The sequence below is a fragment of the Streptomyces spiroverticillatus genome (genome assembly GCA_014650415.1).
GTDB lineage: Bacteria > Actinomycetota > Actinomycetes > Streptomycetales > Streptomycetaceae > Streptomyces > Streptomyces spiroverticillatus.
Genome location: BMUX01000006.1, coordinates 38,538 through 52,639, shown reverse-complemented (window position 1 = coordinate 52,639; position 14,102 = coordinate 38,538). Strand labels below are relative to the sequence as shown.

At 72.7% G+C, this 14,102-nt stretch carries 9 protein-coding genes; 5 read left to right on the top strand and 4 right to left on the bottom strand.

Annotated elements, in window-relative coordinates:
- Positions 1–17 precede the first annotated feature (17 nt).
- Positions 18–212, top strand: a complete 195-nt coding sequence (locus IE269_RS17480; RefSeq protein WP_189823940.1) for a hypothetical protein — start codon at positions 18–20, stop codon at positions 210–212.
- A gap of 84 nt (positions 213–296) precedes the next feature.
- On the opposite strand, the gene IE269_RS17475 is transcribed toward IE269_RS17480, so the two are convergent.
- From IE269_RS17475 to IE269_RS17460, 4 genes are all read right to left on the bottom strand, one after another.
- Positions 297–1,205 (bottom strand): hypothetical protein, encoded by a 909-nt coding sequence (locus IE269_RS17475; RefSeq protein WP_189823939.1) that lies wholly within the window; start codon positions 1,203–1,205, stop codon positions 297–299.
- Positions 1,206–1,549: 344 nt separating this feature from the next.
- Entirely contained in the window at positions 1,550–2,656 is a 1,107-nt protein-coding gene (gene prfB, locus IE269_RS17470) for a peptide chain release factor 2 (protein WP_189823938.1), read from the bottom strand.
- Positions 2,657–2,725: 69 nt separating this feature from the next.
- The gene (locus IE269_RS17465) at positions 2,726–3,967 is read right to left on the bottom strand and encodes a serine/threonine-protein kinase (protein ID WP_189823937.1); all 1,242 of its coding nucleotides are present in this window, start codon (positions 3,965–3,967) and stop codon (positions 2,726–2,728) included.
- 172 nt (positions 3,968–4,139) lie between these two features.
- Positions 4,140–5,864, bottom strand: a complete 1,725-nt coding sequence (locus tag IE269_RS17460) for a serine/threonine-protein kinase (protein ID WP_189823936.1) — start codon at positions 5,862–5,864, stop codon at positions 4,140–4,142.
- Positions 5,865–6,446: 582 nt separating this feature from the next.
- Between IE269_RS17460 and IE269_RS17455 the strand changes: the two genes are divergently transcribed.
- The 4 genes from IE269_RS17455 (at position 6,447) to IE269_RS17440 (ending at position 13,965) form a co-directional block, all read left to right on the top strand.
- Positions 6,447–9,917: an FHA domain-containing protein gene (locus tag IE269_RS17455; RefSeq protein WP_189823935.1), complete on the top strand. Its 3,471-nt coding sequence runs from the start codon at positions 6,447–6,449 to the stop codon at positions 9,915–9,917.
- A gap of 454 nt (positions 9,918–10,371) precedes the next feature.
- Positions 10,372–11,715, top strand: a complete 1,344-nt coding sequence (locus tag IE269_RS17450) for an ABC transporter substrate-binding protein (protein WP_189823934.1) — start codon at positions 10,372–10,374, stop codon at positions 11,713–11,715.
- 4 nt (positions 11,716–11,719) lie between these two features.
- On the top strand, positions 11,720–13,087 hold the full coding sequence (locus tag IE269_RS17445; RefSeq protein WP_189823933.1) for a carbohydrate ABC transporter permease: 1,368 nt from the start codon (positions 11,720–11,722) through the stop codon (positions 13,085–13,087).
- Positions 13,084–13,965 (top strand): carbohydrate ABC transporter permease, encoded by an 882-nt coding sequence (locus IE269_RS17440; protein ID WP_189823932.1) that lies wholly within the window; start codon positions 13,084–13,086, stop codon positions 13,963–13,965. Before IE269_RS17445 ends, IE269_RS17440 begins: the two co-directional genes overlap by 4 nt.
- Positions 13,966–14,102: the final 137 nt, after the last annotated feature.

Genomic DNA, 14,102 nt, shown 5'->3' with positions numbered 1-14,102 from the left:
CCGGAGGAGGACAGCGCATGACCTATGACCGGTTGGTGTGCGCGAACTGCGCGGGACCGGTGGCCGAGGGCCGCTGCCCGACCTGCCGGGCGAGCAGGCAGCGCCTGGAGCAGCGGGAAGGGCCGTTCGCCCAGCTGAATCCGGCGACGCTGGTGGCGCTGCTGGTGGTGCTGGTGGCGGCGATGGCCCTGCTGGCCCATCAGGCCGCGTAGGGGTTCGCAGGTACGAAGAGTGATGTGGGGCCCGGGGTGCTGAGTGCACCCCGGGCCCCTTTCTCGTACGCGTACGGCAGTGGATCAGGCCGCGGTGTTGCCGCGTCCGCCCAAGCGGGGCAGGAAGCGGAAGGCGATGCCGCCGGCGATCATCGTCGCGGCGCCGACCATGAGGAGCGTGGTGTCACCGGCGCCGGTGGCGGCCAGCTCGTCCTTCGGCTTGGCCTGCTCGACGGGACGGTTGGCGACGGAGTCGGCGTCGGTGTTGTCGTTGCCGCCGGTGCCGGTGCCCGCGCTCGCACCGGTGCCGGTGCTCGTTCCGGCGGTGCCGCCGGTGGTCGGGTCGGTGGTGGGCGGCGTGGTCGGCTCCTGGCCGCCGGTGCCCTCGGTGGAGCCGCCGGTGGTGGGCTTGCCCTCGGTGGTGCCACCGGTGGTGGGCTTGCCCTCCGTAGTGCCGCCCGTGGTGGGCTTGCCCTCGGTCGTACCGCCCGTGGTGGGCTGACCCTCGGTGGTGCCACCGGTGGTGGGCTTGCCCTCCGTGGTACCGCCCGTCGTCGGCTTGCCCTCGGTGGTGCCACCGGTGGTGGGCTTGCCCTCGGTCGTACCGCCCGTGGTGGGCTTGCCCTCCGTGGTGCCGCCGGTGGTGGGCTTGCCCTCCGTGGTGCCACCCGTGGTCGGCTTGCCCTCGGTCGTGCCACCGGGGTCGGCGCCACCGGCGCCCTCCGTGGTGCCCTGGTTCGCACCGTCCGTGGTGCCCTGGTTCGCACCGTCGGTGGTGCCCTGGTTCGCACCGCCCTCCGTGCCGCCGTCGGCCGCGTCGACACCGGCGTCGAGCTTGACCGGGCCGGCCTCGAGCTGGACGCCGACCTTCTCCTTGGCGCCGTCACCGGAACCGGCGGCCTGCGCGACACCCGCGACGGTCAGCGACGCTCCGGCGGCGACCACCGCGCTGGCGGCTATACGCGCGACACGGACCCGCATCTTGTTGGTCATCTGGTTGCTACCCCCAGTAGCTGGCGAGCTCTTGTGAATCGAGTCGTTGGCGCAGCTATGCAGGGGCAACGGCCTTGGCGGGGATGTCAGTTCATGGGACCGCCTCTCAAGAGGCCGCCCACTCGCCCCCGTTCACACCCGCCCCAGACATACGCATGCTGCCCGCTACACTCCCCCAGTCGCGAGAAGGGCGTCAAGAACGTTCCGGGCGCGATGCCCGCTTATACGATCACTTGCCCGAGAGATGCACACAGGGCTGTGACATATACGGCGCCCGGTTCCGCAACGCGCGAAGGCGCCGGACCCCTCCGGGCCCGGCGCCTCCGTCGACGTAACTGTGGTGCTTACTTCTCCTGCTGCTTGCGCCAGCGGATGCCCGCCTCCAGGAAGCCGTCGATCTCGCCGTCGAGCACCGACTGCGGGTTGCCGACCTCGAACTCCGTACGGAGGTCCTTGACCATCTGGTAGGGGTGCAGGACGTACGAACGCATCTGGTTGCCCCAGGAGTTGCCGCCGTCGCCCTTGAGGGCGTCCATGGCCGCCTGCTCCTCCTGGCGGCGGCGCTCCAGGAGCTTCGCCTGGAGGACGTTCATGGCGCTCGCCTTGTTCTGGATCTGGGAGCGCTCGTTCTGGCAGGAGACGACGATGCCGGTGGGGATGTGGGTCAGGCGCACCGCGGAGTCGGTGGTGTTGACGCCCTGGCCGCCGGGACCCGACGCGCGGTAGACGTCCACGCGCAGCTCGGACTCGTCGATCTCGACGTGGTCGGTCTTCTCGACGACCGGGAGGACCTCGACGCCCGCGAAGGAGGTCTGGCGGCGGCCCTGGTTGTCGAACGGGGAGATGCGCACCAGGCGGTGCGTGCCCTGCTCGACGGAGAGCGTGCCGTACGCGTACGGGGCCTTCACGACGAAGGTGGTGGACTTGATGCCCGCCTCCTCCGCGTAGGAGGTCTCGTAGACCTCGGTGGAGTAGTTGTGCCGCTCGGCCCAGCGCAGGTACATGCGCTGGAGGCGCTCGGCGAAGTCGGAGGCGTCGACGCCGCCGGCCTCGGCGCGGATGTTGACCAGCGCCTCGCGCTCGTCGTACTCGCCGGACAGGAGGGTGCGGACCTCCATCTCGTCCAGCGCCTTGCGCACGGAGACCAGCTCGGTCTCGGCCTCGGCGAGGGCGTCCGCGTCGTCCTCGTCGGCGGCGAGCTCGAACATGACGCCGACGTCGTCGATGCGGCCGCGCAGGGCCTCGGTCTTGCGCAGCTCGGCCTGGAGGTGCGAGAGCTTGCTGGTGATCTTCTGGGCGGCATCGGGATCGTCCCAGAGGGACGGCGCCGCGGCCTGCTCTTCGAGCACGGCGATGTCGGCCCTCATCTTTTCGAGGTCCAGGACGGCCTCGATCGACCCCATGGTCGAGGAGAGGGACTTCAGCTCTTCGGATACATCGACGACTGCCACGTGCACCAGCCTAACCGGTACCCGCAGACCCCGGCCCCGGGTCCCTCCCCGGGGCCTTCGCCCGTGCGGTCAGGGGCGGCCCGGGGAGGAGTGGGTGGGGGGCGGGGCGGGGTCCTCGTCGGAGGAGGTGGCGGCGAGCCAGCCGCCCACGCCGAGGGCGGCGAGGAGGGCGACTCCGGCGGTGGTCATGATCAGGCGGCGCCGGCGCACCTCGGAGCGGTGCCGGGCGGAGCCGGGGCGGCGGTCGCCGGGGGTGCGGGGCACCCGGGCGGTCCCCAGCGGGCCGCCGGCCAGCTCGTCGGGGGCGGGGACGCGCATGGAGGTGTGGGTGTCGCGGTTGGAGGAGTCGTGGGAGCCGCCGGGGACCAGGGGCACGGCCCCCTTGCGCGGTGCCGGTTCCGTGCCGGGGGACTCGTCCTCGTACGCCATCGAGACGGTCGGGACCGAGGCCTCGGACTCGGGCTCGTCCACGTCCAGCGGCGGCATTCCGGCCAGGGAGGGGAGCTGTTCGCGCAGGCCGGCGGCCAGTTCGGAGGCGCGCAGGCGGGAGGCGGGGGCTTTGGCGAGGCACTGCACTATCAGCTGCCACAGCTCCTCCGGGATGCCCGGGAGGGGGACCACGGTCTCGGTGACGTGGCGGCGCAGCACGGCGCCGGGGTGGCCGCCGCCGAAGGGCGTGAAGCCCGCGAGGAGCTCGTACAGGACGGTGGCCAGTGCGTAGATGTCGACGGCGGCGCGCGGCGGCAGGCCCTCGACGATCTCGGGGGCCAGGTAGTCCGGCGTGCCGATGATCTTGGTGGCCTTGGTGCGGCGCGGGGTGTCGATGAGCTTGGCGACGCCGAAGTCGGTGAGCAGCGCCGGGTGTGCGCCGCCGGGGCCGAGCGGTCCCTGCATGTCGAGCAGGACGTTCTCGGGCTTGACGTCGCGGTGCACGATCTGGGCGGCGTGGGCGGCGGCCAGGCCGTCCGCGATGTCGATGGCGATGGCGACGGCGGCCTCGGGGGCGAGCCTGCGTTCGCGGTCGAGGCGGGTGCGCAGGTCGGTGCCCCGTACGAGGTCCATGACGAGGGCGAGGTCGTTGCCGTCGACGACGAGGTCGCGTACGGAGACCACGTTGGGGTGGTCCAGCTTGAGCAGGGCCGTGCGCTCCTGGACGAAGCGTCCGACCAGCTCCTGGTCGGAGGCGAGGTCCTCGCGCAGCATCTTGACGGCGACGGGCCCCTCGGGTCCCTCGCCGAGCCACACCGTGCCCGCGCTGCCTCGCCCGAGAATCTGGTGGGCGGTGTACCGGCTGCCGATTTTCCGTGCCAAGACTGCTCCCTCAGCGGCTGGCGTCGGCCCTCAAAGTACGCCGCCGACGAGGCGTTGAGTGCACAGGATGGCCCCTGTGGCCCGTCATTCCGTACTTCCGGGGACGAAATCCGCCCCCGGAAGTCGACAAGTCTCCAACCTGACCACCCTGCACGGGGGTCACGGCTCGGCGTTACGGCTTGGAGCCGCCGAGGTCGTCGAAGAACTTCACGGCGCTGTCCCACCAGTCGCCGATCTGCGCGAAGAAGCCCTTCGTGGTGCCGATCCACTCCTGGAGCGGGGTCAGCTCCCAGATCAGCCAGGCCGCCACGAACAGCAGGACGACCGTGAACAGGCAGCCCTTGAGGCAGCCGAGGCCGGGGATGCGCATCGGGTTGGCGCTGCGCCGGCGCGGCTCCCTCGGCGGACGCGGCTCGCGCGGGGCGGGCGGCGTGGGGGCCTGCGGCTGCGGCTGGGGCGGCTGCGGGGCGTACCGCTGCTGCGGGGGCGGGGCCTGGGGCTGCCGGCGCTGGGGGGCGTAGTTCTGCTGGGGCTGGGGGTGCTGGGGCTGACGCTGCGGGGGCTGCTGCTGGGGGTAGCCGTAGCCGCCCTGGTTCTGCTGTCCGTACTGGCCCTGCTGTCCCTGGCCCTGCTGGCCGCGCTGCGGCTGGCGCTGGGGGCGGCGGCGCAGCGGGTCCTGGCTGGGGTCCAGGTACTGCACCTGGGTCTGCTCGTTGCGGTCGCGGGCGGCGCGCAGCTGGTTCTGCCAGGGGTGCGGGTCCTCGGGGCCGGCACCTGAGGGGGCGCCCGCCGGGCGGGGCGGAACCGGCGGCATGACGGCGGTCGGGTCGGCCGCACCGCGCGGGGCGCCGGGTCCTCCGGTCGAGGGCAGCACGCTGGTCGCACCGTTGGGGTCGTACGATCCGGCGTTGCTCGGCAGCACCTGCGTCGGGTCCGCCTCGCCGGGAAAACCAGCACCGGCACCGGTGTCGGGAACGGGCGCCGGCGCCGGGTCCGGTGCCAGCAGCGCGCCGACACCCATGGCGGCCTCGACCTGCGCGGAGGTGGAGTGCACACCGATGCCGGAGGCGACGGTGCGCAGGGCGCGGGCCAGGTTCTCGGCGCTGGGGCGCTGGTCGGGGTCCTTGCGCAGGCAGCGCTCGATGACCGTCCACAGGGGTTCGGGGACGGTGGTGGGACGGCGGGGTTCCTCGCTCAGGTGCCGGTGCAGCACTTCCAGGGCGGTGCCGCCGGCGAACGGGGGCCTGCCGGTGACCAGTTCGTACAGCAGGATGCCCGCGCCGTAGATGTCGACGGCGGAGGTCTGCGGGCGGCCCTCGGCGGACTCGGGCGCGACGTAGGCGGGGGTGCCGACGAACTCGTGGGTGCGGGTGAGGCCCGGGGAGTCGGCGAGGCGGGCGATGCCGAAGTCGGTGAGCATCGGGTGCATCGCACCGTCGCGCTCGTCCAGGAGGACGTTCGCGGGCTTGAGGTCGCGGTGCACGACGCCGTCCGCGTGGCTGGCGGCGAGGGCGTCGGCGATCTGCGCGGTGAGCAGGGAGGCGGCGACGGGGGTCAGCGGGCCGTTGTCGCGGAGGTAGCGGTGCAGGTCGGGGCCGTCGATCAGGTCCATGACCAGGGCGAGGAGGTCGCCCTCGACGACGAGGTCGCGGGTGCGCACGATGTTGGGGTGGGTGAGCCGCAGGAGCACGGAGCGTTCGCGCAGGAAGCGCATCACCACGTCCGCGTCGTTCGCGAGCTCCTCCTTGAGGACCTTGATCGCGACGGTCTCGCCGGGCTGGCCCGCGACGGCCGCCTCGGCGCCCGCCGTCTCCCGCTGGCGGGCGCGCCAGACGGTGCCCGTGGCGCCGCGCCCGAGCGGCTGCTCAAGCAGGTACTTACTGCCTACCGGCCGCACGTCATGCACTCCCTGCTGGTCGGTGACTGACCCTGATCGTGGTTCGAGTGCGGGCCGCCGGTGTTCCGGCCGCCCGGCCTTCCGCTTTTCTGGTTGCCCAACTGTAGTGCCGCCGAACGGGGCACAGGCCGAACGTGCGTCGTGCCCGACGGCTCGGGGAGGGAACTCCCTGTCGTACGCGTGTTCCCGGGAAAGACGCGACCATCGGGCCGATGGTTGCCGCACGCACGTGCGGGGTGCGTCACGGCCGTTCGGCGGGCCGCGCCCGTGACGTCGGCGAAGCTCCCCGCGCGCTGTCCGAGCGTGCCTCATACAGGTTCTTTTGCGCCCACAGCCGACCATTCAAGATCACTTGGTGGCGGGCGGCGGGCGGGTTGTCAGTGGCAGGTGCGAGGATGCCATCAGCACAGACCTGTGGGGTACGCGAGGGCGCACGAAGCCCTCAACGCCCCACGGTGGGTGCCGACCTGTACCGGACGACGCGTCCGCGCCGGGTGGGGGGACCTCGCGGGGAGCGGCGGATTGCGCGGCCTCCCACCGGCCCCGCCGCCTGCGCCGCGCGCAGAAGGGACCGCTGACGCGATGCAGATCCGGCTGACCGTCCTCGCGCCGCGCAGCGGCCAGAGCAGAGCCGCCACGCAGGGTGCCCCCGCGCCCGGAGCGCCGGCGGCGGGCGCCGCCCCGGCGGTCTGCGACGTGCTCGTCACCGCCCCCGCCGGGACGGCCCTGGCCGCGGTCGCCTCCGGCCTCGCGGCGGCCGTGCAGGGTCCGGGCGGCCCGGAGACCACGGGCGCGGTGGTGGTGTACGCCGGGCGCGAGCGCCTGGACGCGCAGCGGTGCGCGCTGGGCGAGCCCCCGCTGGTGGACGGGGCGGTGCTCTCGCTCCAGGCCCCGGCCGACGAGGACGCCCCCGAACTGTCGGACCTCACGCAGCTCCAGGTGGTGGCGGGCCCCGACGCGGGCGGCGTGCACCTGCTGCACGGCGGGCAGATCCGGATCGGGCGCTCCGCCGACGCCGATGTACCGCTGGACGACCCGGACGTGTCCCGGCTGCACTGCACGGTCACCCTCGCCGAGGACGGCCGGGTCACCGTCGCCGACCTCGGCTCCACCAACGGCACCTCGCTGGACGGCCGCGAGGTCGGCCGCCGGGAGGTGCGGCTGGCCCCGGGCGCGCTGCTGCGGGTCGGCGAGTCCGCCCTTCGGCTGGCCCCGCCGGGCACGCACGGCCCCGCCCTGCCCGCCGCCCCGGACGGCGAGGGGCATCTGCGGGTGCCGCGCACCCCGCCGGCGCCCACCGCCGCCGTTCCCGCCCCCGGGCGGTACGGGGGGAGCGCCTCGCACCACCGGGTGAGCGGGCGGCCCCCGGCCGACGGGGTGCCGCCGCACAGGACGGTGCCCGCGCAGGGTTCGTACGGGCACCAGGACAGTGCCCCGGGCCCCGCTCCGTACGACCGCGAGAGCGACCTCCCGGGGACGCACCACGGCACCTCCGCGCGTCTGCCCGCCTCCTACCAGGGCCAGGGCCCCTTCGCCGGGACGCCCGACCGGACGCACGGCGCGGGCCGGGTCGTCGAGAGCGGCTCCGACGCCCGTACGACGTCCGAGCCCGCCCGGGAGGAGCCCAGGAAGCGCGGCGGCATAGGGAGTTGGGCCCGCCGCCTGGCCGGGAGCCGCAACGAGGCGACGCACGACTACGCGGGCGAGCCGCCCGCCCGGCAGGCCCCCGCGCCCCAAACCGCTCCCGCCGCGCAGCCCGCACCCGTACCCGCCGCCTCCGTGCCCGACCCCTGGCCGGACGCGGCGACGCTGCTGCTGACCGCGCTCCAGCCGGGGCCCAGGCTCTGGGAGCGCGGTCCCGCGCATCCCGAGTCGCTGGTGGTGCGGCTGGGCACCGCCGACCGTACCGCGCCCGACGGTGCGGGGCTGCTGCCGTCGGTGCCGGTGACGGTGGGGCTCAAGGAGGCGGGTTCGCTGGGGCTCGCGGGGCCGCGCGCGCGGCTCGCCGGACTGGCGCGTTCCGTGGTGGCGCAGCTCGCCGCGCTGCACTCCCCCACCGACCTGGAGATCGTGCTGATCAGCGCGGACCGTTCGCGGCCCGCCGAGGAGCGGGCCCGCGAGTGGGGCTGGCTGGGCTGGCTGCCGCATCTGCGCCCGGCGCACGGGCAGGACTGCCGGCTGCTCCTCGCGTACGACCGCGACCAGGCCGCCGCCCGGATCGCCGAGCTGGTGCGGCGTACGGAGGAGGGCCCGCTGGAGGCGGACGCACCGCGCACGGTGGTGATCGTGGACGGCGACCCGGGTTCGGCGGGGCTGCGGGACGCGGCCGCCCGGCTCGCGGCGCACGGCGCTGCGCACGGCATCCATGTGCTGTGCCTGGCCGAGACCCCGGCCGCGTCCCCCTTGTCGCCGGTGGAGGCGACGTACGACACGGCCTGCGCGAGTGCGCCCGCGTTCCGCGAGTGCGGGGCGGTGGCGCTGCTGAGCGGCGACGTGGCCACGGCGGTACGGGTGTTGCGCACGGCGGGCGGGCGCAGTGCCGGGCACGGGACGCTGGGTGCGGTGGACGCGGTGTCGGCGGCCTGGGCGGAGCGCTTCGCCCGTGCGCTGGCCCCGCTGCGCACGGACGCGGCGGACCAGGGCTCCGGCTCCGGCGGGGTGCCGGGCCAGGGGCGCGGTGCGGGGCGGCTGTCGGCGGCGACGCTGCCGCCGGTGTCCCGGCTGCTGGACGAGCTGGGTCTGGCCAGGGCGACCCCGGCGTCCCTGATGGCGCGTTGGGCGGCCGCGGCCGACGACGAGCAGGCACCCGGGGCGACGCGGGCGTGGGCGGTGCTGGGCGCGGGCCCGCGCGGGCCGGTCTGCGCGGACCTGGCGCTGGACGGCCCGCATCTGCTGATCGAGGGGCCCGCGGGCAGCGGTCGTACGGAACTGCTGCGTTCGGCGGCGGCCTCCCTGGCGGCGGCGGCCCGCCCGGACCGGCTCGGGCTGATCCTGGTCGACGGGGCGGGCGGCGAGCGCGGCGAGGGACTGCGGGTGTGCACCGAACTGCCGCATGTGTCTACCCACTTGGTGGCCTCCGACCCGGTACGGATGCGGGAGTTCGCGCAGGCGCTGGGTGCCGAGCTGAAGCGCCGCGGGGAGCTGCTGGGCGACCTGGACTTCGCGGACTGGCACGCGGGGCGCGGCGCCCCCCTGACAGCGGCTCCGGCGGCTCCGGCCGCTCCGTCGGTACCGGCGGCGCGGTCGCAGGGGTACGGCTCCGGGCAGAACCCGGTGCGCCAGGACCCCGGGCACGCGCCCGGTCCGGAGGCGGCCGCCCCGTACGCCTCGATCGGTGCGCAGCGCGGCACCAACCCGCAGGCGGGCGGCGGCGATCTGCGGCAGACCGGTCAGGTGCGCCCGGCCGGGGCCGCTGACATAGAGGCTCCGAACACCGGGACGCTGCGGCTGCGGCCCGCCGCCGTGCGGGAGCGGGAGCGGCAGGCCCAGGCGCAGGCGGGCGGCGGGCCTTCCGCGCTGCCCCGGCTGGTGGTGCTGGTGGACGACTTCGACGCGCTGGTGGCGCCCGCGCTGGGGAGCACGGGGCGGCCTTCGGCGGGTTCCGTCGTCCGGGCGCTGGAGGCGGTGGCCCGGCACGGGGAGCGCCTCGGGGTACACCTGGTGGCCGCCTCGGCGCGCCCGGACCGCACGGCGGAGACCGAACTGGCGCGGGGAGAGCGGCTGTTGCGGGTGGTGCTGGATCCGCCGCCCGCCGCGCCCGCGCCCGAGGAGCCCGCGCCGGGGCGGGGGCGGCTGCTGCACCCGGACGGTTCGGTGACGCCGTTCCAGGGCGGCCGGGTCACGGGCCGCATTCCGCGGACGGCGACGCAGCGGCCGACCGTGGTGCCGCTGGAGTGGGAGCGGATGGGCGACCCGCCGACCCGCCGCCCGGTGCGCGAACTGGGCAACGGGCCGACCGACCTGGCGCTGCTGGCCAGCGCGCTGGAGCGGGCCGCCCGTACGGTCAACGCGGACTCGCTGCCGCCGCTGGCGGCACCGCAGGAGGCCAGGTGAGCGAGGGGTGACCGGGTGCGTGGCCGTACGCACCCGGTAGAGCGCCGGCGAGCGCACGCCTCCCCGCCCCGCCCGCACCGGGAAAACACCCCCGCCCCTCCAGGCATGCCCCCGCGATCTCCGGGCATCCGGCGAGCGAGCGCCGGCCCCCGTCCGTATCCCGCGAGCCCCGACCCGTACCCCTGCAGCCCCTCCCCCGCACACCTGCCACCACAGGCGAAGCGCACGTCACGAGGCCACAACGAAAGCCGAGTTGACACCGAAGGCACTATTGCGGGCCATCACCGCCGGGCGTAGGACTGACGCACGGAAAAGAAGTTCACGGGACAGCAAAGGGCGGCGCTCGGCCGGTTCGTACGTGCACGGGAGAGACGGGGCAGTAATGCGCACAACTCTTCACCAGCAAAAACAGCGTGGCACTTTCACAGGGCCGCACAGCAGGCAGGCCAGGCGGATGCTGATCGCCGCAGCGGCGGCGGGCGCGCTCGCCCTCACGGGCTGCGGCGGCGACAGCGACGGCAAGAAGGACCCGAAGGAGTCGGGCGGCGCCACGAACGCTCCGCAGCCGCCCGCGAACTCCCTCAAGCTCCCCGACCTGAAGGGCGAGAAGCTCCAGGTCATCGCCGTGTGGACGGGTGCCGAGGGCGAGAACTTCAAGAAGGTCCTCAAGGAGTTCGAGAAGCGCACCGGGGCGACGGTCAGCTATGTGCCGACCCAGGACGCCATGCTCACCTACCTCGGGTCGAAGATATCCGGCGGCACTCCCCCGGACGTCGCGCTGCTCCAGCAGCCGGGCGCGCTCAAGCAGGCCGTCACGAACAAGTGGCTCAAGCCCGTCGACCCGGAGACCCAGGCCCAGTTGGACAAGAACTACTCCAAGGGCTGGAAGGACATCGCGGCCGTCGACGGCACCCAGTACGGGGTGTACTACAAGGCCGCGAACAAGTCGCTGATCTGGTACAACACCAAATACTTCGAGGACGCGGGGGCCAGCGAGCCCAAGACCTGGAAGGACTTCCTGGCCACTGCGGAAACGATCTCCCAGTCGGGTGTCGTCCCGGTCTCGGTGGGCGGCTCGGACGGCTGGACGCTCACCGACTGGTTCGAGAACATCTACCTCTCGCAGGCGGGCCCGGAGAAGTACGACCAGCTCGCCAAGCACGAGATCAAGTGGACCGATTCGTCCGTGAAGGATGCGCTGACCACCATGGCGCAGCTTTTCAGCAAGGAGAACTACCTGGTCGGCGGCGCGAAGGGCGCGGTCGGCACGGCGTTCACGAAGTCCGTGGAGAACACCTTCGCAGGGAGCGCGCCCAAGGGTGCGATGGTCTTCGAGGGCGACTTCGTGGCCGTCAACATCGAGCAGGCGAAGGCGAAGCTGGGCACCGACGCCAAGGTGTTCCCGTTCCCGGCGGTCGGTGACAAGGCACCGGTGGTGACCGGCGGCGACGTCGCGGTGGCGCTGAAGGACACCAAGGCGACCAAGGCCCTGATGACCTTCCTGGCCTCCACCGACTCCGCGAAGATCTCGGCGGGCGCCGGCGGCTTCATCTCGCCGAACAAGTCCGTGGACATGTCGGCGTACCCCAACGACACGCTGCGCAACATCGCGAAGGCGCTGATCGGCGCGGGCGACGACTTCCGCTTCGACATGTCGGACCAGGCGCCGCAGTCCTTCGGCGGCACGCCCGGCAAGGGCGAGTGGAAGATCCTCCAGGACTTCGTGCGCAGCCCGAAGGACATCGCGGGCACGCAAGCGAAGCTGGAGACCGAAGCGGCCGCGGCGTACAAGAACTGACGCCGTGGGTTCCGCGACAGCGGGGGGTGCGGCGAGCGTGACGCCGCCCCCCGCCACCCCAGACAAGGTCCCTGGGCAACGCAAGAGCGTCACCGGCACACGCAAGGTCATCGCGTTCGGCTTCCTGCTGCCCGCGCTGGTCCTGCTGGGCGCGCTCGTGGTCTACCCCATCGGGTACTCCGTCTACCGCAGCCTCTTCGACAAGCCCGGCACCGGCTTCGTGGGCTTCGACAACTACGTCTCGCTCTTCACCGACGACTCCATCCTGACCGCGATCAAGAACAACCTGATCTGGGTGGTCGTCGCCCCGACCGTCTCCACCGCGCTGGGTCTGATCTTCGCGGTGCTCACCGAACGGGTGCGCTGGGGAACGGCGTTCAAGCTGGTCGTCTTCATGCCGATGGCGATCTCCATGCTCGCCTCGGGCATCATCTTCCGGCTGGTGTACGAGCAGGACCCGGACAAGGGGGTGGCCAACGCGGTCTGGGTGGGCGTGCACGACACGTTCGCCGAGTCCTCCGTCTTCCCCAAGGCGCGTCCGCTGCCGGTCCATCCGCTCAAGGCGGCGGGCGGCGGTGCGTACATCACGAAAGTGCCGGTACGGGTGGGGCAGCAGGTCAATCTGCCGCTGATCGGTGTCGCGGCGGCCCAGATGCCCAAGGACGTGCAGCTCGCCAAGGCCCCGCCGACCGCGCCCGACCGGGTCACCGGGACGGCGTGGCTGGACTTCACCAAGGGCGGCGGCGGCAAGCCGAACGTCATCGACAGCAAGGAGTCCGGCCTCAAGGGGCTGACCATCGAGGCGGTCAAGGACGGCAAGGTCGTCGAGTCCACCGAGGCCGCGGCCGACGGCTCCTTCTCCCTCTCCGCCAAGGCTGACGGCGCCGAACTGCGGCTGCCCGCCGACAACTTCCGCGAGCAGTACAACGGCGTCAACTGGCTCGGGCCGAACGTGGTGACTCCGGCCATCATCGGCTCGTACATCTGGATGTGGGCCGGTTTCGCGATGGTGCTGATCGCGGCGGGGCTCGCCGGGCTGCCGCGTGAACTCCTGGAAGCGGCCCGGGTGGACGGGGCGAACGAGTGGCAGGTGTTCCGCCGGATCACGGTGCCGCTGCTGGCACCGGTGCTGGCGGTCGTCACGGTCACCCTGATGATCAACGTCCTGAAGATCTTCGACCTGGTGTTCATCATCGCGCCGGGCGACTCGCTGGACGATGCGAACGTACTGGCGCTCCAGCTGTACCAGTCGTCGTTCGGCACCGACGCCGATCTGGGCATCGGCTCCGCGATCGCGGTGTTCCTGCTGCTGCTGGTGATTCCGGTGATGCTCTTCAACATCCGTCGTATGCGGAAGGAGCAGGGCCGATGACGGTCAACACGGACATCGTCAGGGCGAAGCGGTCCCTTCCGGCGCGGATCGCGGCGGCGGCCGGCGGCGGGGTGATGCGCGTCTTCCTGGTCCTGGTCGGGCTGTTCTGGCTGATGCCGACGATCGGACTGCTGATCTCGTCGCTGCGGGACACCTCCGACATCGCGGCGAGCGGCTGGTGGCAGGTCTTCACCAAACCGGCCGAGCTGACCCTCAAGAACTACTCCGCGGTCCTCCAGAACGACACCGTCCTCGACTCCCTGCTCAGCACGGCCCTGATCACCGTCCCGGCGACGGTGCTGGTCGTCGTCATCGGGGCGCTGGCCGGGTACGCGTTCGCGTGGATGGAGTTCCCCGGCCGCGACTGGTGGTTCATGGTGGTCGTGGGGCTGCTGGTGGTGCCGGTGCAGGTGGCGCTCGTACCGGTGGCGAAGCTGTTCGGTGTCATCGGCATCTTCGAGACGACCTTCGGTGTCGTCCTCTTCCACGTCGCCTTCGGGCTGCCCTTCGCGATCTTCCTGCTGCGGAACTTCTTCGCGGAGATCCCGCGTGAACTCCTGGAGGCGGCACGCCTCGACGGGGCGGGCGAGATCCGGCTGTTCACGCGGGTGGTCATGCCGCTGGGCGGACCGGCCATCGCGTCGCTGGGGATCTTCCAGTTCCTGTGGGTGTGGAACGACATGCTGATCGCGCTGATCTTCGCGGACGCCACGAACCCGCCGATCACGGTGGCGTTGCAGCAGCAGGTCCGCCAGTTCGGCAACAACATCGACGTGCTGGCGCCGGGCGCTTTCGTGTCGATGGTGATCCCGCTGATCGTCTTCTTCGCGTTCCAGAAGCAGTTCGTGTCGGGGGTGATGGCGGGGGCAGTGAAGTAGGTCCTCCTCAAGTGGTGGTACGTGAAGGGTGGTTCGGCCCCAATGGGCCGAACCACCCTTCCGTGTCAGCTCCTTGACGTCTGCGAACCACTCTTCCGTGTCAGCAGCCCCGGGAACTTCCCCCGTATGCCGCATCC